22 protein-coding genes are annotated in these 21812 nt (G+C 65.6%); 9 read left to right on the top strand and 13 right to left on the bottom strand.

The features are described 5' to 3' along the window. The first annotated feature begins 15 nt into the window (after positions 1 to 15). From trxA to IEX43_RS14610, 3 genes are all read left to right on the top strand, one after another. Positions 16 to 378 (top strand): thioredoxin, encoded by a 363-nt coding sequence (trxA, locus tag IEX43_RS14620; protein WP_188812080.1) that lies wholly within the window; start codon positions 16 to 18, stop codon positions 376 to 378. Between the two features lie 109 nt (positions 379 to 487). Next, the gene (locus IEX43_RS14615; protein WP_188812078.1) at positions 488 to 1900 is read left to right on the top strand and encodes an MBL fold metallo-hydrolase; all 1413 of its coding nucleotides are present in this window, start codon (positions 488 to 490) and stop codon (positions 1898 to 1900) included. 124 nt (positions 1901 to 2024) lie between these two features. Next, a complete protein-coding gene (locus tag IEX43_RS14610) occupies positions 2025 to 3305 on the top strand; it encodes an MFS transporter (RefSeq protein WP_188812076.1) in 1281 nt (426 codons plus the stop codon). A 28-nt stretch (positions 3306 to 3333) separates the two neighbouring features. On the opposite strand, the gene IEX43_RS14605 is transcribed toward IEX43_RS14610, so the two are convergent. After that, on the bottom strand, positions 3334 to 3684 hold the full coding sequence (locus tag IEX43_RS14605) for an ArsR/SmtB family transcription factor (RefSeq protein ID WP_229666476.1): 351 nt from the start codon (positions 3682 to 3684) through the stop codon (positions 3334 to 3336). A gap of 99 nt (positions 3685 to 3783) precedes the next feature. Here IEX43_RS14605 and arsB point away from each other — a divergent pair, with 99 nt between their 5' ends. The 5 genes from arsB to IEX43_RS14580 all read left to right on the top strand — a co-directional run bounded on the left by arsB (position 3784) and on the right by IEX43_RS14580 (position 8448). Then, positions 3784 to 4878, top strand: coding sequence for an ACR3 family arsenite efflux transporter (arsB, locus tag IEX43_RS14600; RefSeq protein ID WP_188812075.1), 1095 nt, complete (start codon positions 3784 to 3786; stop codon positions 4876 to 4878). 26 nt (positions 4879 to 4904) lie between these two features. Then, positions 4905 to 5327, top strand: a complete 423-nt coding sequence (locus IEX43_RS14595) for an arsenate reductase ArsC (protein ID WP_188812073.1) — start codon at positions 4905 to 4907, stop codon at positions 5325 to 5327. 68 nt (positions 5328 to 5395) lie between these two features. Continuing rightward, positions 5396 to 6373: a thioredoxin-disulfide reductase gene (trxB, locus tag IEX43_RS14590; RefSeq protein WP_188812182.1), complete on the top strand. Its 978-nt coding sequence runs from the start codon at positions 5396 to 5398 to the stop codon at positions 6371 to 6373. Positions 6374 to 6599: 226 nt separating this feature from the next. After that, a complete protein-coding gene (locus IEX43_RS14585) occupies positions 6600 to 7976 on the top strand; it encodes an FAD-dependent oxidoreductase (RefSeq protein WP_188812071.1) in 1377 nt (458 codons plus the stop codon). Between the two features lie 31 nt (positions 7977 to 8007). Next, a complete protein-coding gene (locus IEX43_RS14580) occupies positions 8008 to 8448 on the top strand; it encodes an arsenate-mycothiol transferase ArsC (RefSeq protein WP_188812069.1) in 441 nt (146 codons plus the stop codon). Positions 8449 to 8515: 67 nt separating this feature from the next. Here the strand turns inward: IEX43_RS14580 and IEX43_RS14575 are convergent, their stop codons facing one another. The 12 genes from IEX43_RS14575 to IEX43_RS14520 all read right to left on the bottom strand — a co-directional run bounded on the left by IEX43_RS14575 (position 8516) and on the right by IEX43_RS14520 (position 21076). Next, positions 8516 to 8902 (bottom strand): hypothetical protein, encoded by a 387-nt coding sequence (locus IEX43_RS14575; protein WP_188812180.1) that lies wholly within the window; start codon positions 8900 to 8902, stop codon positions 8516 to 8518. Positions 8903 to 9085: 183 nt separating this feature from the next. Next, positions 9086 to 9778: an urea ABC transporter ATP-binding subunit UrtE gene (urtE, locus tag IEX43_RS14570; protein ID WP_188812067.1), complete on the bottom strand. Its 693-nt coding sequence runs from the start codon at positions 9776 to 9778 to the stop codon at positions 9086 to 9088. Beyond that, positions 9771 to 10580 (bottom strand): urea ABC transporter ATP-binding protein UrtD, encoded by an 810-nt coding sequence (gene urtD, locus IEX43_RS14565; protein WP_188812065.1) that lies wholly within the window; start codon positions 10578 to 10580, stop codon positions 9771 to 9773. Before urtD ends, urtE begins: the two co-directional genes overlap by 8 nt. Further along, the gene (gene urtC / locus IEX43_RS14560; RefSeq protein WP_188812063.1) at positions 10577 to 11737 is read right to left on the bottom strand and encodes an urea ABC transporter permease subunit UrtC; all 1161 of its coding nucleotides are present in this window, start codon (positions 11735 to 11737) and stop codon (positions 10577 to 10579) included. Before urtC ends, urtD begins: the two co-directional genes overlap by 4 nt. Further along, on the bottom strand, positions 11734 to 12618 hold the full coding sequence (gene urtB / locus IEX43_RS14555; protein WP_188731060.1) for an urea ABC transporter permease subunit UrtB: 885 nt from the start codon (positions 12616 to 12618) through the stop codon (positions 11734 to 11736). Before urtB ends, urtC begins: the two co-directional genes overlap by 4 nt. A gap of 34 nt (positions 12619 to 12652) precedes the next feature. Beyond that, positions 12653 to 13918 (bottom strand): urea ABC transporter substrate-binding protein, encoded by a 1266-nt coding sequence (gene urtA, locus IEX43_RS14550; RefSeq protein ID WP_188812061.1) that lies wholly within the window; start codon positions 13916 to 13918, stop codon positions 12653 to 12655. A 318-nt stretch (positions 13919 to 14236) separates the two neighbouring features. Continuing rightward, on the bottom strand, positions 14237 to 14662 hold the full coding sequence (locus IEX43_RS14545; protein ID WP_188812059.1) for a heat shock protein transcriptional repressor HspR: 426 nt from the start codon (positions 14660 to 14662) through the stop codon (positions 14237 to 14239). 15 nt (positions 14663 to 14677) lie between these two features. Further along, positions 14678 to 15649, bottom strand: coding sequence for a DnaJ C-terminal domain-containing protein (locus IEX43_RS14540; protein ID WP_188812057.1), 972 nt, complete (start codon positions 15647 to 15649; stop codon positions 14678 to 14680). Between the two features lie 78 nt (positions 15650 to 15727). After that, on the bottom strand, positions 15728 to 16432 hold the full coding sequence (locus IEX43_RS14535; protein ID WP_188812055.1) for a nucleotide exchange factor GrpE: 705 nt from the start codon (positions 16430 to 16432) through the stop codon (positions 15728 to 15730). Positions 16433 to 16434: 2 nt separating this feature from the next. After that, positions 16435 to 18324: a molecular chaperone DnaK gene (gene dnaK / locus IEX43_RS14530; RefSeq protein ID WP_188812054.1), complete on the bottom strand. Its 1890-nt coding sequence runs from the start codon at positions 18322 to 18324 to the stop codon at positions 16435 to 16437. A gap of 250 nt (positions 18325 to 18574) precedes the next feature. Further along, positions 18575 to 18835, bottom strand: coding sequence for a hypothetical protein (locus tag IEX43_RS14525; RefSeq protein WP_188812053.1), 261 nt, complete (start codon positions 18833 to 18835; stop codon positions 18575 to 18577). Positions 18836 to 18883: 48 nt separating this feature from the next. Next, positions 18884 to 21076, bottom strand: coding sequence for an MMPL family transporter (locus IEX43_RS14520; RefSeq protein WP_188812052.1), 2193 nt, complete (start codon positions 21074 to 21076; stop codon positions 18884 to 18886). Between the two features lie 197 nt (positions 21077 to 21273). Here IEX43_RS14520 and IEX43_RS14515 point away from each other — a divergent pair, with 197 nt between their 5' ends. Then, positions 21274 to 21804 (top strand): MarR family winged helix-turn-helix transcriptional regulator, encoded by a 531-nt coding sequence (locus tag IEX43_RS14515; protein WP_229666475.1) that lies wholly within the window; start codon positions 21274 to 21276, stop codon positions 21802 to 21804. Positions 21805 to 21812 lie beyond the last annotated feature (8 nt).

Here is a 21812-nt window from a genome sequence, read left to right as displayed (position 1 = left end):
AGGACACGAAAGACGATGGCAACCATCGACCTCACGGAACATAGCTTCGCCCAGACCCTGGAGAACAACGAGATCGTCTTCGTTGACTTCTGGGCGGCCTGGTGCGGCCCCTGCCGCATGTTCGCCCCCACCTACGGGAAGGCCGCCGAACGGCACCCGGACATCACCTTCGCCAAGGTTGACACGGAAGCCGAACAGGCGCTTGCCGCAGCAGCGAAGATCACCTCCATCCCCACGCTGATGGCCTTCAAGGACAAGACACTGGTCTTCTCCCAGCCTGGAGCCCTCAACGCCACCGGCCTGGAAGAAGTCATCCAGGCCGTCAAGAACTTGGACATGGACAAACTCCGGGCTGATGCAGCCCAGCAGCCCGCCTGACCCTGGCACGGATTGCCCGCGCACATCCGTCGTTGCGGTATACCCCCAGGGGTATTACACTTGAATCAACACCTCCCCCAAACACCTACTCCACGAAGGAGAGCACCAGATGCTTATCGAGCGTATTTACGATGAAGACCTCGCCCAGGCCAGCTACCTGATTGGCTGCCAGGCCAAGGGTGAAGCCATCGTGGTGGACGGCCGCCGCGACATCGCGGTGTACCAGGATCTTGCAGCAAAGAACGGCATGAAGATCGTGGCCGTCACCGAAACCCACATCCACGCCGACTACCTTTCCGGCACCCGTGAACTGGCCGCCGCCACCGGCGCGAAGATCTATGTCTCCGGCGAGGGCGGGCCGGACTGGCAGTACGAATTCGACGGCGAACGCCTCTACGACGGCGACGCCATCACCCTGGGCAATATCACCATCAAGGCCCTCCACACCCCCGGCCACACCCCCGAGCACCTGTCCTTCCTGGTGACCGACGGCGCCTTCAGCGACCAGCCTGGCTACCTGCTCTCGGGCGACTTCGTCTTCTCCGGCGACCTGGGCCGCCCGGACCTGCTGGACGAGGCAGCCGGCGGCATCGACACCCGCTTCGAAGGGGCCAAGCAGCTCTTCGCCAGCCTGCGGGACAAGTTCCTCACCCTCCCCGACTACGTCCAGGTCCACCCCGCCCACGGCGCCGGCAGCGCCTGCGGCAAGGCCCTGGGCGCCATCCCCTCCTCCACCGTGGGCTACGAGCGCCTCTACGCCTGGTGGGGCCCATACCTCGCCGCCAACGACGAACAGGGCTTCATCAACGAACTCCTCGACGGCCAGCCCGACGCCCACGCCTACTTCGGCCGGATGAAGCGCGAGAACCGTGAAGGCCCGGCCATCATGGGCGAACGCACCCCGCTGCCCGAGCTCGCGCCCGGCATCGTCGCTGCAGGCCTGGCGGAGGACACCCTGACCTTCATCGACACCCGTTCCAACAGCGAGGTCCACGAAGGCACGGTAGCCCGCTCCCTGAACGTGCCGGCAGGCAAATCCGTGGCCAGCTACGGCGCCTGGGTGGTCAACCCCGAGGCGGACAAGAACCCGCTGGTACTGCTGGCACCGGCCCAGGAAGCCGCCATGGACATGTGGGACCACCTGGTCCGCGTCGGCATCGACAATGTCGCAGGCTACCTCACCAGCATCGACGGGCTCCCCACGGCAACCCCCAAGCTCATCCAGCCGGAGGAACTCGACGGCTTTGACGCCGCCATGGTCCTGGACGTCCGCAACAAAACCGAGCACACCGCCGGGCACATCCCCGGCTCCCACCAGCTCAGCGGCGGCCGCGTCATGTGGCACCTGGACGAACTGCCGGCCAACGGAACAATCGTCACCTACTGCCAGTCCGGCGTCCGGAACTCCGTGGCAGCCAGCGCCCTGCGCCGGGCCGGGTACGACGTCGTCGAACTCGACGGCAGCTACGCCGCCTGGAACGCCTGGCAGCAGACGCGACAGAACGCCGTCTCAGCTAAGTAACCCCTAAGACCGCCCGGGCTGGTCCCCCCTCCGGCCCGGGCAGCCCGGGTGCGCGCCCCCGCGCGCACCCGGGCAACCTTATGTCCCCCCGAATTCTGTCCCCACGACGAACGGAGCACTCCGCATGGAGGGCAGCATCCTCCCGCGCCATGACCGGGGATCGGCCGGTACCGTGCTGGGCCTACGGCAAAACCTGGCCCAGTTCATGCTCCTGGTGGCAGTCAACGCCCTGGTGGGCGGCACGCTGGGCCAAGAGCGCACTGTGCTGCCGCTGCTTGCAGACCAGGTCTTTGGCCTGGGCCAGTACACGGCAGCCCTGACGTACATCGTTGCGTTCGGTGTGGCCAAAGCTGCCACCAACTACTTCGCCGGAACACTCTCGGACCGCTACGGCCGGAAACCTGTGCTTGTGGCGGGCTGGCTCATTGCGCTCCCGGTCCCGCTCCTGCTGATCTTTGGTGATTCCTGGGGCCTGATCGTCGCGGCCAACGTGGTGCTGGGCATCAGCCAGGGCCTCACGTGGTCCACCACGGTGATGATGAAGATGGACCTTGTGGGCCCCGAACGCCGGGGACTGGCCATGGGACTCAACGAAGCCGCCGGCTACCTCGGCGTTGCCGGCACGGCGCTGGCCACCGGCTACATCGCCTCAAGCTTCGGCCTGCGGCCCTGGCCGTTCCTGCTTGGCGCAGCCTTCATCGCCATAGGCTTGGGGCTGTCCGTACTGACAGTGCGCGAGACACACCACCACGCCAAGGCCGAAGCCGCGGGCCATGTCTCCATCCATGCGGAAGCAGGGGCCGGCCTGGGCACCCGGGAAGTCTTTACGCTCACCAGCTTCCGGGACAGGTCCTTGTCCTCCATCAGCCAGGCCGGCCTGGTGAACAACCTCAACGACGGCCTGGCCTGGGGGCTGTTTCCTGTCCTCTTCGCCGCGGCGGGACTCGGTATTGAACACATCGGCATCCTCGCCGCGGCCTACCCGGCCGTGTGGGGTGCGGGGCAAATGGTCACGGGCCCCCTCTCGGACCGCATCGGCCGCAAACCGCTCATCGCCGGAGGCATGCTGGTCCAGGCCGCAGCACTGGCCATGGTCGCCGTCGGACAGGATTTCGGAACCTGGCTGGCCGCGCTGGTCCTGCTCGGCGCGGGCACGGCCATGGTCTATTCCACGCTCCTCGCGGCGATTGGCGACGTCGCCCATCCACTCTGGCGGGCACGTTCCGTGGGAATCTACCGGCTGTGGCGTGACGGCGGTTTCGCTGTGGGGGCCCTGCTTTCCGGGGTGCTTGCCGATGCTTACGGCATCCCGGCGGCTGTGCTTGCGGTTGCTGCCATCACCGCAGCATCCGGCCTCCTGGTGGCCGTGCGGATGCGCCGGACGGACCACCACCGGCGCGGCTGAGTTCAGCGCAGTGCATCCGGAGGCGCCGTTACAGCGCCGAAAGGATGCCGGCGATGTCGTCCATAACGCCGGGCACCAGCGAGTAGTAGGCCCAGGTGCCGCGTTTTTCCCGGTGCAGGATCCCGGCTTCCACCAGGATTTTCAGGTGGTGCGAAACTGTGGGCTGCCCCAGGTCCAGGGGCTCCGTCAGATCGCAGACGCAGGACTCCCCCGATGCCTCCGCCTTGACGATGGACAGCAAACGCAGGCGGTTGGGATCGGCCAGGGCCTTGAAGACCAGGGCTTTCTGCTGGGCCTCTTCGCTGCCCAGCACCGGCTTGTCCGAGGGAACGCAGCATGAAGCGTCGACGGCGGGAGCAGCAGGGTGGAGGAGGTTCATGACACCCATTATGCACATAGATTGACATTCATCGATATAGCTGGCAATACTTCCTATATCGACTTTCATCAATCTATTACCGAGCAGCGCAGGAGACCCGTGAGCACCCGGACCGAGATACCGCCCACCCAAGGGGAAGAGGCCGTCGTCGGCAAACTCTCCACCCTTGACCGCTTCCTCCCCGTGTGGATCATTGCCGCAATGGCCCTCGGCCTCCTGCTCGGAAACCTGGTCCCCGGCCTCAACATAGCCCTGGAAGCGGTGAAGGTGGGCGAAGTGTCGCTGCCCATCGCCGCAGGCCTGCTGGTCATGATGTACCCGGTCCTGGCGAAGGTCCGCTACGACCAGACCCGCCGCGTGATCGGTGACCGGAAGCTCATGATCTCCTCACTGGTGATCAACTGGCTCCTGGCCCCGGCGTTCATGTTCGTCCTGGCCTGGGTGTTCCTCGCGGACCTCCCCGAGTACCGGACCGGTTTGATCATCGTGGGCCTGGCCCGGTGCATCGCCATGGTGATGATCTGGAACGACCTCGCCTGCGGGGACAGGGAATCCGCCGCGGTCCTGGTGGCCATCAACTCCGTTTTCCAGGTGGTGGCCTTCGGTGCACTCGGCTGGTTCTACCTGCAGCTCCTGCCATCCTGGCTTGGCCTGCCCACCACCAGCGCGGATTTCTCGTTCTGGGCCATCACCCTCTCGGTGCTGATCTTCCTGGGCATCCCGCTGCTCGCCGGGTTCCTCACCCGCACCCTCGGCGAAAAAGCCAAGGGCCGCGACTGGTACGAGGGCACCTTCCTTCCCAAGCTCGGCCCGTGGGCGCTCTACGGACTGCTGTTCACCATCACCCTCCTCTTCGCCCTGCAGGGCGAAACCATCACCGCCCGCCCGCTGGACGTTGCCCGGATCGCCCTTCCGCTGCTGGTCTACTTCGTGGTGGTGTTCGGTGCCGGCATGCTGATCGGCAAATGGCTGGACCTCGGCTACGCCAAAACCACCACGCTCGCCTTCACTGCCGCGGGAAACAACTTCGAGCTGGCCATCGCCGTGGCGATTGGCACCTTCGGCGTGACGTCCGGGCAAGCCCTGGCCGGCGTCGTCGGCCCCTTGATTGAAGTGCCGGCACTTGTTGCACTTGTATACGCCGCACTGTGGGCGCGAAAGCGTTTCTTCACCCCCGCCACCGCTTCCCTCTGACCACCGCCACACCCCGGGAGAACACCATGACCACCGAAACCGCCAAGAAGCCCTCCGTCCTGTTCGTCTGCGTCCACAACGCAGGCCGCTCCCAGATGGCCGCCGCCTTCCTCACCAGCCTCTCCAAGGGCGCCATCGAGGTACGCTCCGCAGGCTCCCAGCCTGCGGAGCAGATCAACCCCTCCGCCGTCGAGGCGATGGCGGAGGTGGGCATCGACATGTCCGCGGAGGTCCCCAAAGTCCTGACCACCGAGGCCGTGAAGGAATCCGACGTCGTCATCACCATGGGCTGCGGCGACGAATGCCTGTACTTCCCGGGCAAGCGCTACGAGGACTGGGTCCTGGAGGACCCGGCCGGCAAGGGCGTGGAGTCCGTCCGCCCCATCCGCGACGAGATCAGGGGCCGGATCGAGGACCTGATCGCTTCCCTGACCCCCGCCGCCAAATAACTTCCCAAGAGCATCAGGAGATTCCCGTGAGCGAGACCGCGAACGCAGAGAGCGTCAAGGCAGAGACCGTGACCACAGAACAGCTGATCATCATCGGTTCCGGCCCTGCCGGCTACACCGCCGCCATCTACGCCGCCCGCGCCGGGCTGGAGCCCCTGGTCCTGGCCGGCTCGGTCACCGCCGGCGGGGCACTGATGAACACCACGGAAGTAGAGAACTTCCCCGGCTTCCCGGGCGGCATCCAGGGCCCCGAACTGATGGACGGGCTGCAGCAGCAGGCGGAAAAGTTCGGCGCAAAGGTAGTGTTCGACGACGTCACGGAGGTTGCGCTGTCAGGCCACCTCAAGCGCGTGGTCACCGGCGGCGGCGACGTGCACGAGGCGCCCGCCGTCATCCTCGCCACGGGTTCCGCCTACAAGGAGCTCGGACTGCCCGAGGAGAAGAAGCTCAGCGGCCACGGTGTGTCCTGGTGCGCCACCTGCGACGGGTTCTTCTTCCGCGAGCAGGACATCATTGTGGTGGGCGGCGGGGATTCGGCCATGGAGGAGGCGATGTTCCTGACCCGGTTCGGCAAGTCCGTCACCGTCGTGGTCCGCAAGGGTGAACTGCGCGCCTCCCGCATCATGGCGCAGCGGGCCAAGGACAACCCCAAGATCAGCTTCGCATGGAACTCGGCCATCACCGCCATCCACGGTGACAGCAAGGTCACCGGCGTCACGCTCACCGACACCCGCACCGGGGAAACCCGGGAACAGGCCGCCACGGGCATTTTCGTTGCGATAGGCCACGTCCCGCGCACCGAACTGGTGGCCGGGCAGGTGGACCTGGACGAGGAGGGCTACATCAAGGTGGACGCCCCCACCACCGTCACCAACCTCTCAGGCGTCTTTGCGTGCGGGGACGCCGTGGACCACCGCTACCGGCAGGCCATCACCGCCGCCGGCACCGGCTGCGCCGCAGCCCTCGACGCGGAACGCTACCTCGCAGCGCTCGAGGACGCGGACAGTATCGCCACCGCCCTGGTGGAAGAACCTACTCACGCCTAGAAACACTCTCAGGGGAGGGGGTGAGCTGAATGAGAACAGGATGCTGCGGCGACTCCGGTTGCTGCGACGACGATTCCTGCACTGACCAGGACTGCTGCTAAACCCAGCACGCCCCCTCCCCCAACTAGGTAGCAGCAGGTGTCGTTATGAGCCCTCAAAACGACACTTACTGCTACCTAGTTGGGCCGCCCCCCCGCGCAAACCTACGGATGAAACAGAGGACACCATGGACGCAGCACAGAACCTTCCCGTAGCCGTGATCGGCGCCGGACCCGTGGGGCTGGCCGCGGCGGCCCACCTGCTGGAGCGCGGCCTTGAGCCGCTCATCCTCGAGGCAGGCACGACGGCGGGAGCGGCCATTGACCAGTGGCGGCACATCCGCCTGTTCTCGCCGTGGCGGTTCAACCTTGACGCCGCGGCTGTGCGCCTGCTGGAATCCTCCGGATGGGAGGCCCCCCGCCCCACCGCGCTGCCGTACGGCGGGGAACTCGTGGACAATTATCTGGCACCGCTGGCTGCGCTGCCGGAGATTGCATCCCGGCTGCAGACCGGAGCCCGCGTGGTCGCCGTGACCCGGGCGGGGATGGACAAGACCCACACCCGCAACCGGGACACCACCCCCTTTACCGTCCGGGTGGAGCACGCGGACGGTGAAACCCGGGACCACACCGTTGCCGCCGTCATCGACGCGTCCGGAACCTGGTCCCGCCGCAACCCGTTGGGCACCTCCGGCCTTCCCGCCATCGGCGAGGACACTGCAGCGGACCGCATCTCCGCTCCGCTGCCGGACGTTACAGGCCGGGACCGGGCGGCGTTCGCCGGACGCCGCGTCCTGGTGGTGGGCGCCGGCCACTCCGCCGCCAATACGCTGACCAGCCTCGCCGACCTCGCCAGGGAAGAGCCGGAGACCCGGATCCTCTGGGCCGTCCGCAGCGACTCGGCGGCGAAAGTCTACGGCGGCGGCGACGCCGACGGCCTTCCTGCCCGTGGACAGCTCGGCGGCCGCGTCCGGCGCCTGGTGGAGGCAGGAAAAATCGAACTCCACACCGGCTTCGGCACCAGCTCACTGAAGTCCCTCGACTCCCATGTGACGGTGGAAGCCGCAGATGGCCGGACCCTTGATGCCGACGTCGTGGTCCCCTGCACCGGGTTCCGCCCCGACCTGGACATCCTCCGCGAAATCCGGCTGGAACTTGACCCCGCCGTCGAGGCTCCCCGTGAGCTGGGCCCGCTGATCGACCCGGAATTCCACTCCTGCGGCACCGTCCCTCCGCACGGTGCCAGGATCCTCGCCCACCCGGACAAGGACTTCTATATCGTGGGCATGAAGTCCTACGGCCGGGCACCCACCTTCCTCCTCGCCACCGGGTACGAGCAGGTCCGCTCGGTGGTGGCCGCCCTGGCCGGGGACCGCGAGGCCGCCGACATAGTCCAGCTGGAACTTCCCGAGACCGGCGTCTGCTCCACGGACGCGGGCAGCAGCTGCGACGTCCCGGCCGCAGCAACAGCAGCCGGGCCAGATGCCGGCTGCTGCGCAGCCCCCGAGCCCGTCCTGGTGGGCTTTCCCACCGGGCTTTCCCACGGCCGCTCCGGCGGCAACTAGATCCCTGAACATCGACCTCCGGAGCAGCGCCATGTCCAACCCGAGCCACCAGGCACCCACGTCCAACAAACCCGCCGTCCTCTTTGTCTGCAGCAAGAACGGCGGCAAATCCCAGCTCGCCGCCGGCCTGATGAACCAGGTGGCCAACGGGAAAGTCACCGTGTACTCGGCCGGCACCAAGCCGGGAAAGTCCCTGAACCCCCAGGCCGTGGAGTCGCTCACCGAGCTGGGCATCGACATCAGCGGCGAACACCCCAAGCCTGTTACCGAGGACGTCCTGGACGCTGTGGACGCCGTGATCGTGCTGGGGACGGAAGCGAAACTGGAGCCCCGCGAGGGAACGCGTTTCGAGGTGTGGGAAACCGACGAGCCGTCGGAGCGCGGCATCGAGGGTATGGAGCGCATGCGCCTGGTGCGCGACGACATCAGGTCGCGCGTTCGTGACCTCTATGAAGAGCTGACTGCCGGCTAGCAGCAGAACGTTCCCCGGCAGCGGGGCGCCCGGCCGCTGCGGCCACCGTGCGGTACCTGCGGCCGGTTTACCCCATCGCGGGGGCGGCGGCGGTCCGTCCGGCAAACTGGCGGCGTGCCCAGCGGGCCAGCTTCTTGCCCTTGCCCTTCCACCAGTTGTCCTCGTCCTTGTCGTGGTGCAGGCGGAAGATGATGGCCACCAGCACGAACATGCCCATAACCACATCGATCCAGGACCACAGCACCAGGGCGATGAGCACCGTCAGTCCGTTCACGATGATGGACGGGACGGCCAGGGTGCGGAAGACCGTGCTGGCCAGGTAGCGCCGATGGGACCTCGGGACGGACAGTGCGCGCACCATATCAAAGCAGACACACACCACCACCACCGTCTGACCGATGGCCAGCAGCATCTGGCCGGGAAGCGAGCCGCTGAACGCTGCCACCGACTCCATCCCCGGGCTCATCGGTGCCCCTCAACGGCAGGGCGGCAAGAAGCGAAACCACACATGGAAAACCCCCAGAAACCTTGGAACCACTGCTGCTGATCCAGCAGTGGTTCCATTGAAGTTTCCGGGGGCTCCTGCGGTCACGAGTAGTGGGTACTCTATTTCCGGCCGGCTCACAGTTCCCGGTACTTAAATGAGCATTGCTTTCCGAACGTCAGCCGCGGATCCGGCGCCGCCGGCCCCTGATGACGAAACCCTTCCGGCTGAGAGGACGCAGTAGCTGTCCGCGGCCTGCAGTGCAAAGCCAATGTGCTGCTCCACCAGGAGGATACTCATTCCGTTGCGTTGGGACAGCTGGATAATGGTCGCTTCGATCTCGGCCACGATGTTCGGCTGGATGCCCTCGGTGGGCTCATCAAGGATCAGCAGGCGCGGATCCGTGATGAGTGCCCGGGCGATGGCAAGCTGCTGCCGCTGACCGCCCGAGAGCAGCCCCGCCCGCCGTGCCAGCAGTGGCCGCAGCGCCGGAAACATGTCCAGCGCCTCAGCCACGCGCTCGGCGCCGTTCCTGCGCCCGTCTGCTACGAGCTGCAGGTTTTCCATGACGGACAACTGCCCGAACGACTGCTGGCCCTGCGGCACATAGGCCATTCCACGGTCCACCCGCCGGTGCGGGGGAAGAGCCGAGATGTCCTCGCCGTCAAGGCAGATGCGCCCCGCCATGGGTTTGAGAAGCCCGACGACGGCGCGCATCAGCGTTGTCTTGCCGGCGCCGTTGTGCCCCAGGACAGAGACAACGGCTCCGTCCGGGACGGTCAGGCTGACCCCGGAGATTACCTGGGTGCGGCCGTACCCGGTCTGCAGATTTTCAATATCAAGCACCGGCGGCCTCCACTCCAGAGGACCCCAGGTAAACGTCCTGCACCTTTTTGTCAGCCTGCACCTGCGCCACGCTTCCTTCACTGAGGACCTTGCCCGCTGCGAGGACAGTGACCGACGTTGCGTACTCCCTGACGAAGTCCATGTCGTGTTCAACCACTACGGTGATTCGGCTGGCGGCGATCCGGCGCAGCAGCTCCCCGGTTTCCCCGCGCTCATCCTGGCTCATCCCCGCGATTGGCTCGTCCAGCAGGAGGACGTCCGAATTCTGGACCAGAAGCATCCCGATCTCCAGCCACTGCTTTTGTCCGTGGGCGAGGATACCCGCCATTTTCCCCGTCGCACCTTCGAGTCCAATGATCTCCAGCGCTTCTTCCACGGCCGGATCCACGGTCTTGCGGCGCCGGAGCATTCGAAGCGGCCCGCGGCCGGCGCCAGCAGCGATGTCAAGGTTTTGGAGTACGGAAAGATTCTCGAAAACACTGGCCGTTTGGAACGTGCGCCCCACGCCCAGCCGGGCGACCTGATGCACCTTGCGGCCAAGAATCTCCGTGCCGGTGTGGTTCACCGACCCCGTGGCAGGGACCAGCCCGGTGATCGCATCGATCACGGTGGTCTTCCCGGCGCCGTTCGGACCGATCAAGAACCGCAGGTCGCCCTGGACCACATCGAGGTTGACGTTGTCCACGGCGAGGAACCCGTCAAAGGAAACGGACAGACCGCGGACTTCCAGGTACTTCGGCCGGCCATGGCGAAGCCCTCCGGCGCGCGGCTCACCGTCAGGGAGCAGGGTGGGCGTGGTCATCTGCGGGCCTCCTCAGGCATGGCGGCTTCCTCTTCGGGTTTAAGCAGTGCTGCCGGGGACGCAGGTGCCGGGGCAACCGGCAGCGCCGGCGTTGATGCTGCCGTGCGGAACTTGCCCCGCCTGCCGATCAGAGACGGCAAAGAGGCCAGCCCGCCCGGCATGAAGCCGATGACCAGGATGAACAGCAGTCCCTGGAAGTACACCCAGAAGGAGGGAAAGGTAGAGGACAGGGCGGACTGGGCGGCGGCGACGCTCACGGCACCAAGCACCGGTCCGAGGAGCGTGGCCCGGCCGCCGATTGCCACGCCGATAAGGAATGCGATGGAAGGGATCACGCCTACATCCGCCGGGGAGATGATGCCGACGAGCGGTACGAACAACGCACCTGCAATGCCCGCCAGGACAGCGGCAACCACGTACGTGACCGTTTTGATGGTGGCCGGGTCATAGCCCAGGAAGCGGACACGTTCCTCCTGGTCCCGGACTGCAACGAGCAGCTCCCCGAACCTGCTGTGCATGAGCTGCCGTGCAAGGGCAATGGACAGCAGGAGCACTACTGCCGCGATCAGGTACAGCATTACCTTGTTGTTGGGGTCCTTCAGGTCAAAGCCGAAAAACGACCGGAACCCGCTGAGCCCGTTCGAACCACCGGTGGTGGCCTGTTGGCCGATCAGGAACACCGCGAAAGCGGCTGCCAGGGCCTGGCTGAGGATTGCGAAGTAGGCGCCTTTGACGCGGCGCTTGAAGACTGCAAGGCCCAGGACGAGGGCTACCAGCCCCGGTATCAGCACCACCGCCAGCAGCGTCACAACGGGGCTCCGGAACGGTTCCCACCAGCCCGGCACCTCGCCGCTGCCGTACAGGGACATGAAGTCCGGCACTCCGGACCCTCCGAAGAGCGAGGCGTCCGCCAGCTTCATGTGCATGGCCATGATGTAGGCGCCAAGCCCGAAAAACACCCCCTGGCCCAGTGTCAGCATCCCGCCCCGTCCCCACGCCAGGCCTATCCCCACTGCCACGATCGCGAAACAGAGGAACTTCCCCAGCAGGCCCAGGCTGAACACCGGAAGCACCGCGGGGGCAACTCCCAGCAACAGGAGCGCGCCGAGAGTGAATCCGGCCGCGGTACCCAACCGTCCGCGCAGCAGGCCCATCATGCCAGGCTCCTCGTCTTGAGGCTGAAGATGCCCTGCGGCCGAAGCTGGAGGAACACCACGATCACTATCAGGATGAGGACCTTGCCAATGCTTGCTGTCGTCGAATATTCGAAGACGGACTGCAGCACTCCCAGGGCGAACGCCGCGATGACAGCCCCCTTGACCTGGCCTATGCCGCCGGCTACTACCACCAGGAAGGCATCCACAATGTAGCTGGTGCCGAGGTAGGGGCTCGTTGAACCTATGAGGGTAACGGCCACGCCGGCTACTCCGGCCAGGCCGGAGCCGATGAAGAACGTCAACTGGTCGCTGCGCCGGGTTGAAATGCCGCTGGTTTCTGCCAGGTCCCTGTTCAGCACAACAGCCCGGATGCGGCGGCCTAGCGGCGTTCCCCTGAGGAGGAGGACCAGGCCGGCCAGGCACAACAATGAGAGCGCCAGGATAAAGAGCCGGGTCAGCGGGATCGGCGCGCCCAGCACCTCGATGTTTCCCTGCAGCCAGGCTGGTGCGCGCACATCAACGCTGGGTGCGCCGAAGATGTCCCGTGCTGCCTGCTGCAGGACGAGCGCCACCCCGAAGGTGACCAGGAGCGTGTCCAGGGGTCGGTGATACATGCGGCGCAACAGCACCGCTTCCAGAACCAGCCCCAGGACACCGCCCACCAGGAAACCCGCGGGAATTGAAACCAGCAGTGAAACGCCGGCGTCCGCGATGGCCTGCTGGACCACGAAGGCCGTGTAGGCCCCGGCCATCATGAACTCGCCGTGGGCCATGTTGATGACCCCCATCTGGCCGAACGTCAGCGACAGTCCCAGTGCCGCGAGGAGCAGCACGGAACCGAGGCTGAGCCCGGCGAACATCTGCCCTATCAGGAGTTCCATTCCAGCAGGCCTTTCTTCGCTATGTTCCCGGCTGCTACTTGGCCAGGTCCTTGGCCCAGTCATAGGTGGCCAGGAACGGGTCCGGTTCAACTGCCTCGGGCGAGGACCAGACCGTGTCGATGAGGCCCTCAGAATTGATCTTTCCGAGCCGGGGGGTCTTGGTGATGTGGTTGTTCTCCCCGTTTACCGTCACAAGGCCTTCGGGTGCTTCGAAAGTGACGCCGTCAGCAGCGGCCTGCACCTGGTCCACCTCAAATGACCCGGCCTTCTCCACCATGGCTTTCCAGAGGAACAGCGAGGTGTAAGCAGCCTCCATGGGGTCGCTCGTCACCCGCTCAGCGCCGAACTTCGCTTTGAAGGCGGCGACGAATTTTTTGTTGGCCGGGGTGTCCAGGGTCTGGTAGTAGTCCCATGCGGTCAACTGCCCTTCCACATTGTCCAGGCCGACCCCGGGGACTTCCTCCTCGGCAATGGAAACCGAGACGACGGGCATGGTGTCCGCTGTCAGGCCAACGCTTTTGTACTGGCGGAAGAACGCCACGTTGCTGTCGCCATTGAGGGTATTGAAGACTGCATCGGCCTTCGAATCCCGGACTTTGTTGACAATGGTGGAGAATTCCGTGGAGCCAAGGGGGGTGTACTCTTCCCCAAGGATTTCGATGCCCTTGGCGGCGGCGTAGGCCTGGATGATCTTGTTGGCGGTCCGCGGGAAGACGTAATCGCTGCCTACCAGGAAAAGCGACGTAGTTCCCTGCTCGGCCAGGTAGTCAAGGGCCGGAATAATCTGCTGGTTGGTGGTGGCCCCGGTGTAGAAGATGTTCTTCGATGACTCCAGGCCTTCATACTGCACCGGATAGAACAGCAGTGCGTCGTTGGCTTCGAAGACGGGAAGCATGGCCTTGCGGCTTGACGAGGTCCAGCCGCCGAATACGGCCGCGGTGCAATCCTGCTGGATCAGTTTTCCGGCGCGCTCGGCGAACTTCGTCGGTTCGCTGGCGCCGTCCTCACTGACCACTTGGAGCTGTTTGCCCAGGACGCCGCCGGATGCGTTTATTTCCTCGGCAGCCAGGGTCAGGGAGTCGAACACTGTGCTTTCGCTGATGGCCATGGTGCCGGACAAGGAATTGATGAAGCCCACTTTGATGCTGTCGCCCGAGGTGTCCACACAGGACGTACCGGTGCTGGCCGTGGAGCCCGCGGATGCCGGATCCGCAATTTGACTGCCGCAGCCCGCCAAAGCTGTGGCCACGGCTGCCGCCGCAAGGGGAAGGAAAGCGCGCTTGTGAACCGAAACCTTCATGTGTACCTGCTTCTCACTCCGCCGCTGCCTGGGGCAGCGGCTCGCCTCCGAGGTCCCGGGAAGAGACCACTTGCGATGAATGTAGGAGCGGATTGTTTCGGTTTCGCGGCGGTTGGTTTCTGAACCGTTTCGTCCCGGTTCATGGTGGCTGCCCAGATGCAGGTGTCCGCGGGAAAAGCGGCCTGATGGCACGGAATGGATGGAATGAAAGTTAACGTGGGGAAACGTTCCGGGCCGTAATCTTGGCTCGTTGGGCGGACATAAACCAGGGCACCGTTGATGGCCAGGGTCCACCGGCGGTTCCTTCAGGCGCAGTACCTACCTGCCGATGGCACGCGGCCGCCACAGCACCACGGCCTGCGACCGCGGGCGCGGGCGCTGGCCGCGCGCCAGGCTCACTACGTCGCCGGCAGCGCCCGCCGCGAAGATCCGGGCGTCCAGCGGCTGCCGGCGCCGGCCAAGTTCCTCGGTCAGTTCCGAAACCCTGCCCTGCAGGGCGGCCACCTGGTTCTCCAGTTCCAGGATCCGCTTGATCCCTTCCAGCGAGACGCCTTCCTGCGACAACCGCTGCACTTCACGGAGCATGTTGATATCCCGCTGCGAGTAGCGGCGGGACTTGCCGGGCGCACGGCTGGGCGAGACGATGCCCAGCCGGTCGTACTGCCGGAGCGTCTGGGGGTGCATGTCCGCGAGTTCAGCCGCGACCGAAATCACGAAGATAGGCTGGTCAGCACTGACGTCCACAGCACACCTCCCCTGTTACAACCGGGCCTTGGCGGCCAGGCCCTCACGGACATCGGCTCCGGCCGTGGCCTCGGCAAACGCCTTGACCGCGGCTTCGGCTTCCTTGTTCAGGTTCTTGGGAACGGCGACGTCGATGGTCACCAGCAGGTCGCCGGTTCCCTTGGACGTCTTCACGCCTTTGCCCTTGACCCGCAGGGTGCGGCCCGACGGCGTACCGGCCGGCACACGGACCCGCACCTTTTCGCCGTCGATGGTGGGCACCTCGATGTCCGCTCCCAAAGCAGCCTCTGGGAAGGTGACGGGGACGTGGATGCGGAGGTTGTCGCCGTCGCGCGTGTAGAACGCATGCGGCTGGACGGCGACGGACACCATCAGGTCCCCGTAACCGGCTGCGCCAGGCTGGCCCTTCCCCCGGACGCGGACCTTCTGGCCGTCCTTGATACCGGCGGGCACCCGGACGTCGATCACTTCGCCGCTGGGTTCCCGCAGGCCAATGGTGGTGCCGCGGATGGCCCCGGCGAAGGAAATGCTCGTGGAGGCCGTGCGGTCCGCACCCTTCTGCGGGGTCCGCTGGAATCCGGTCTGGCCGAAGCCGCCGCCGAAGAGGTCAGCGAACTCCGGCGGGATGCCGCCCGCGGACGGGTTGAACCCGCCAGCGTGCCGGCCGGTGTTGCCCGTAAACAGGCCACCGAACATGTCCTCGAACCCGGCGCTGCCCGCCCCGGTTCCGCCCGGCGCAAACCGCGCGCCGCCGCCCATGGCCCGGATGGCGTCATACTGCTGGCGCTCATCGGGATCCGAGAGCACGGAATAGGCCTCGGAGATGTCCTTGAACTTCTTCTCCGACGCAGCGTTGCCCGCATTGGTGTCCGGGTGGTGCTGCCTGGCGAGCTTCCGGTATGCCTTCTTGATGTCGGCGTCGGAAGCGTCCTTGGCGATACCAAGGATCGCGTAAAAGTCCTTGTCCACCCAATCCTGGCTAGCCAATGGCGTTTCCTTTCAAAAAGTTATGGGTCGGTGGTTGAGCCAACCGGAAACTGGCCGGCTCAACCACCGAAAGTAATGCTACGCAGGTACTGCGACGATGACCTGTGCTGCGCGGAGGACGCGTTCGCCTGACTTGTAGCCTGAGCGGAGCACCTGGCTGACGGTGTCAACCTCGATGTCCTCGCCGGGCTGCTGGATCAGGGCCTCGTGGATCGTGGGATCGAACTCCACGCCGGTCTCGTCGATGCGGACCAGGCCGTACGTCTTCAGTGCGTTCTCCAGCTTGGTGGCGATCGCGGCAAACGGTCCGTCGGCCAGGTCGCCGTGCTGGCGGGCTGCGTCGACGTCGTCCAGGACCGGAAGCAGGGAGTTCAGGACGCCGATGACGGCCATTTCCCCTGCCACGGCGCGGTCGCGTTCAACGCGCTTGCGGTAGTTGACGTACTCGGCCTGCAGCCGGAGGAGGTCGTTCCGCAGCTCGGCCGCCTCAGCGTTGGCCGAACCCGTTCCAGCGGAACCCTGCGCCACGGATTCTTCTGCCGGCACCTCGACGCCGTTGAGGATCTCCTCAGCCTGGGCCAGGGCGTCGCCGTCGGAATCCGTGCCGGAAGCCGAACCTGCACCGTGGGAGCTGCTGCCCCCTTCAGGGTGCCGGGCCTGCCCCGTCACCGGGTCAACCTTGCGGTTGTCCCGGATGACCGGCTCATGGCTGTCACCCTTCTGGCCCGCGCGATCGTGGTCGGTGGAAGTGTTGTGTTCTTCCTCGTTACCGTGATGGGGCATGGCTACTTCTTCGCTTCGTCTTCGTCGATGATCTCGGCGTCAACGATGTCCTCATCGCCCGCGGCTGAACCCGTCTTGTCACCGGCAGCGGACCCCGCAGCGCCTTCAGCACCTGCAGCGCCGGTGGCACCGTCCGGTGAACCGGCCTGGGCGTAGATGGCCTCGCCCAGCTTGCCCTGGGAAGCCTGGAGCTTCTCGAAGGCGGCCTTCACGGCGGCGTCGTCGGTGCCTTCGAGTGCCTTCTTGAGGTCGTCGACGTCGGCCTGGACCTCGGTCTTGACCTCTTCGGGCAGCTTGTCGGCGTTGTCCGCGATCAGCTTGTCCACGGAATAGGCGAGCTGCTCGGCGGTGTTGCGGGTGTCGGTTGCCTCGCGGCGGGCCTTGTCCTCGGCTGCGTGCTCCTCGGCATCCTTGACCATGCGGTCGATGTCTTCCTTGGAGAGGCTGGAACCGCCCGTGATGGTCATGGACTGTTCCTTGCCCGTGCCCTTGTCCTTCGCAGACACGTGGACAATGCCGTTGGCGTCGATGTCGAAGGTGACCTCAACCTGCGGAACGCCGCGCGGAGCCGGAGCAATACCGGTCAGCTCGAACGTGCCCAGCGGCTTGTTGTCGCGGGTGAAATCGCGCTCGCCCTGGAAGACCTGGATGGCAACGGACGGCTGGTTGTCGTCAGCCGTGGTGAAGGTCTCGGACCGCTTGGTGGGGATGGCCGTGTTGCGCTCGATCAGGTGCGTCATCACACCGCCCTTGGTTTCGATGCCGAGGGACAGCGGGGTGACGTCGATCAGGAGGACGTCCTTGCGCTCGCCCTTCAGGACACCGGCCTGCAGGGCTGCGCCAACAGCCACAACCTCGTCCGGGTTCACACCCTTGTTCGGCTCCTTGCCGCCGGCCAGTTCCTTGACCAGCTCGGAGACAGCGGGCATACGGGTGGAACCGCCGACCAGCACGATGTGGTCGATGTCGGAGAGCTTGATGCCGGCTTCCTTGATGACGTCGTGGAACGGCTTCTTGGTGCGCTCCAGCAGGTCCTTGGTGAGGTCCTGGAACTTGGCGCGGGTCAGCTGCTCGTCCAGGTGGACCGGGCCGTCGGGGGTGACGGACAGGTACTGGAGGGAGACGTTGGTGCTGGTGGAGGAAGAGAGTTCCTTCTTGGCCTGCTCGGCGGCTTCGCGGAGGCGCTGGAGGGCGATCTTGTCCTTGGAGAGGTCGATGCCCTTGACCTTGAGCTGGTTGAGCAGGTAGTCAACGACGCGCTGGTCCCAGTCGTCCCCGCCCAGGCGGTTGTCACCGGCGGTGGCGCGGACCTGGATGGTGGAGAAGTTGTCTTCGTCCTTGCCCACTTCCAGCAGCGAGACGTCGAAGGTACCGCCGCCGAGGTCGAAGACCAGGATGAGTTCGTCTTCCTTGCCCTTGTCCAGGCCGTAGGCCAGGGCTGCCGCGGTGGGCTCGTTGACGATGCGCAGGACGTTCAGGCCTGCAATCTCGCCTGCTTCCTTGGTTGCCTGGCGCTCGGCGTCGTTGAAGTACGCCGGGACGGTGATCACGGCGTCGGTGACCTTTTCACCGAGGTAGGACTCGGCGTCGTTCTTCAGCTTCATGAGCGTGCGCGCAGAGATTTCCTGCGCTGTGTACTTCTTGTCGTCAATGGCGACGGTCCAGGGGGTGCCCATGTGGCGCTTCACCGAGGCGATGGTGCGATCGATGTTGTTGACGGCCTGGCGCTTGGCGATTTCGCCCACCAGGACTTCGCCGGACTTGGAGAATGCAACGACGGACGGCGTGGTGCGGCCACCCTCAGCGTTGGCAATAACGGTGGGCTCGCCACCTTCGAGAACGGAGACGACGGAGTTGGTGGTTCCGAGGTCGATACCTACTGCACGTGACATGTGTTGCTTCCTTCTTTCCTTGGAAACTGGTTGGCGCCCGCTATTGAGCGTTCTGCACTCAACTTTACTCAGGGCATTTTTGATGTCAACACCGAGTTGAGTGAGGTACGCTCAACTTTGCGCCTTAGCTGCCCCATGGATCAGCTCTCACGCCAGCATTGGCGCGCCTAACAGCATTTAAACGCGGACGACGGCGGCTCTCCGATTTCGCTGTTGGAGAACCGCCGCCGTCCTGCTTTGTGTTGAGGTGCTACCGCTCGCTGTCGCGCCGGTCGTGCAGGGGGTCCCGCTCTTCCCGGACTGCATCGGCTTCGCGGGCTGTACCGGAAGTGCCGGCGTCACCGTAGTCCCCGTCCGGGTACTCGCCGTCCTCAAGGTTCCCGGCGGGCTCTCCCACCGCCCCGGCATCACCGTAGTCGCCGTCCACGTACTGCCCGCCCTCGCCTTCCAGCCCGGGGGCGGTGCTTCCCTTGCGGGGCTGCTCGGCCGGGGATTCCTGGTTCTCGGTCATGGTGCATCTCTCCTTTGAGTTCCGCGTCCATGCGGGCGCAAGTGCAGTCTATCCAGCAGGCGTTTTGGCCAACAGGGCTTCATCCCGGTCCGGCCGCTCCGCAACCTCCTGCCGCCCCAGCTTGCTGGGCCACCAGATGCGGGGGCCGATGTCGTACGCCAGGGCGGGCACCAGCAGGGACCTCACCAGCACGGTGTCCAGCAGCACCCCGAAGGCCACAATGAACGCCAGCTGCACCAGGAACATGATGGGGATGACACCCAGGGCGGCGAAGGTGGCAGCCAGGACCACTCCGGCGGAAGTGATGACCCCGCCGGTGACGCCCAGGCCGCGAAGGATGCCGGGGCGGGTGCCGTGCTTCAGCGATTCCTCACGGACCCGGCTCATCAGGAAGATGTTGTAGTCCACCCCGAGGGCCACCAGGAACACGAAACCGAACAGCGGAACGGTGGCATCTGCGCCCGGAAAACCCAGGATGTTGTTGAAGACGAAAGCCGAAACGCCCATGGCTGCCGCGTAGGACAGCACCACCGAGAGCACCAGCAGCACCGGCGCCAGGACGGAGCGGAGCAGCAGCATCAGGATGAAGAGGATGACCACCAGGACCACGGGGATGATAATCACCAGGTCACGCTGGGCGGTGGTGTTGGTATCCAGCGCCGTCGCGGTCACGCCGCCCACCAGGGCGTCCGGGTCCACGGCCTTGACGTCCTCGCGCAGGGCTTTCACCGCTTCCTCGGCTTCCAGGGAGTCTGCGGCGGAGTTCAGGGTGGCGTTGATGAGCACCTTGCCGTCGCGGACATCGGGGGCGCTGGGAGCGCCGGGGGCCCCGGTGATGGGTACGCTGCCCTGGGCCAGCAGATAGGCGTCCCCTACGCCGTCGGCCGCCTTGACTGTGTCAAGAACCTCCTGCGCCTTGCCCTGGTCCGCAACCACGACGGCGGGGCTGCCGCTGCCGGCGTCGAAGTGGCGCGCCAGGGCGTCCTGGCCGTCCACGGCGTTGGAGGCGGTGAGGATGACGTCTGTCTGCGGAACACCGTTGGCCTTGAGCTGCAGGACGCCGGCCGAGGCGACCAGCAACAGCAGGACCGAGGCGATCCACACGGCACGCGGACGCCGGGAGACCAGGGATCCGGTGGCGCGCCACAGCCCCTTCTGGCCCTCCAGCCCGGTCACCAGCTCGGGTTCACGGTCTTCCGCCGGGACCAGCTTGGGGCGGAACGGCCAGAAAGCCGCCCGGCCCAGGAGCGCCATCAGGGCCGGAAGCAGCGTGAGGGCCGCGAACAGGGAGCAAAGAATGCCGGCAGCAGCCACGGGGCCAAGGGCCTTGTTGGAATTCAGGTCGGAGAAAAGCAGGCACAGCAAGGCGATGATCACGGTGGCCCCGGAGGCCAGGATCGGCTCGAAGGATGCCTTCCAGGCGGTGAGCACGGCCGCGGTGCGGTTGGTGGTATGGGTCAGCGCCTCCCGGAACCGTGCCACGTAGAGGAGTGCATAGTCCGTTGCGGCGCCAATGACCAGGATGGACAGGATGCCCTGGCTTTGGCCGTTCAGCTGGATCCACCCGGCCTTGGCCATGCCGAACACCAGCAGGATGGCCGCGCACAACGCAAAGACGGAGGTCAGGAGCACCATGATGGGCAGCAGGAGGGAACGGTAGACGATCAGGAGGATCACAAACACCGCAGACAGGGCCACCAGGAGGAGGATTCCGTCAATCCCGGCGAAAGCAGCTGTAAGGTCCGCCGCGAGTCCGGCCGGGCCGGTCACAAAGGTCTGCATTCCTGCCGGCGCGGACTCGGCCACGGTGTCCCTCAGCTCCTGGACGGCCTCCTTGACCTCCGCGGACGAATCGATCGGCACGATGAACTGGACCGCCTTGCCGTCCTCGGAAGGAATCGGGCCCACAACTGCGCTGCCAAGCTGCAGCCCTTCCAGCTCCGCCTTGAGGCCCGCCACTTCGCCGAACTGGGCCGGGGTGAAGGCTTCGTTGCCCTCGATCACGATCACGCCGGGCACCTCGTCCGAGTCCCGGAACTTCGCCTGCCAGTCCTGGGCGGCCGTGGCCTCGGCACTGGCGGGAAGGAAGGAGGCCTGGTCGTTGGACGATACCTCTTCGAGGCGGCCGAAAGTGGGGCCTCCTACGCCGGCGAGCGCCAGCCACGTCAGGACCAGGATGACGGGGAGCAGCCAGCGCAGCCAGAACGGGACGCGTTCCGTTCCTGCGGATTTGTGTTTCATGATGCCTTCCGGACGACGGGCGGGGAGTAACATTGGTTCCATATTAGAGTATCTCCATCATGGAGATAAGCGCCTGGCTAGCTTTTTCATCATTCCGCGGTAATCAGGGGCCTCAGCCGCTGAATTAATATCCGTCAGTACGCAATGCGCGGTTTGCACTGCAAGCGGCCAAGCATCGGGACGACCAGGAGGTGGACATGGAAGACGGCACCGGCCCGGCACCGCAAGGCGGCCCTCCCGGGGCTGCCGGAGGGCCCCATCCCCTGGTCCGCCTCCTGCAGGAATTCACGCTCGAGGCCAACCGCTACGTGGACACAGCAGGCGGCCGCAAGGACATGCACCGGACAGACCTCAACGCGCTGGCCGTCATCATGCGCCACACCGCCAAGGGGAATGTGGTCACGCCGGGGCTCCTGCGGAAGGAACTGCACCTCAGCTCCCCCGCCACCACCGCCCTGATCGACCGGCTGGACCATTCCGGACACGTGACCCGTGAGCGGCACAGCTCGGACCGCCGGCAGGTCCAGCTCAGGATGACGCCCAAGGCATTCCAGGAAGGCGGCGCCATCTTCGCTCCGCTCGCCCGCCAGATGGGCAGCGCCATGGCCGGGTTCTCGGCTGACGAGCTCGATACTGTCACCCGGTTCATGACCGCCATGGTGGAGGCCACGGTTGCTGCGCGCGAAGAGTCTTCCGCTGGCCTGCCGGACACACCCGCCCCGGGGTAGCGTTTGGT

Source organism: Pseudarthrobacter polychromogenes (assembly GCF_014644495.1).
Taxonomy (GTDB): Bacteria; Actinomycetota; Actinomycetes; order Actinomycetales; family Micrococcaceae; genus Arthrobacter; species Arthrobacter polychromogenes.
The sequence above is the reverse complement of the archived record's forward strand: the minus strand, read 5'-3'. Positions and strand labels throughout refer to the sequence as shown.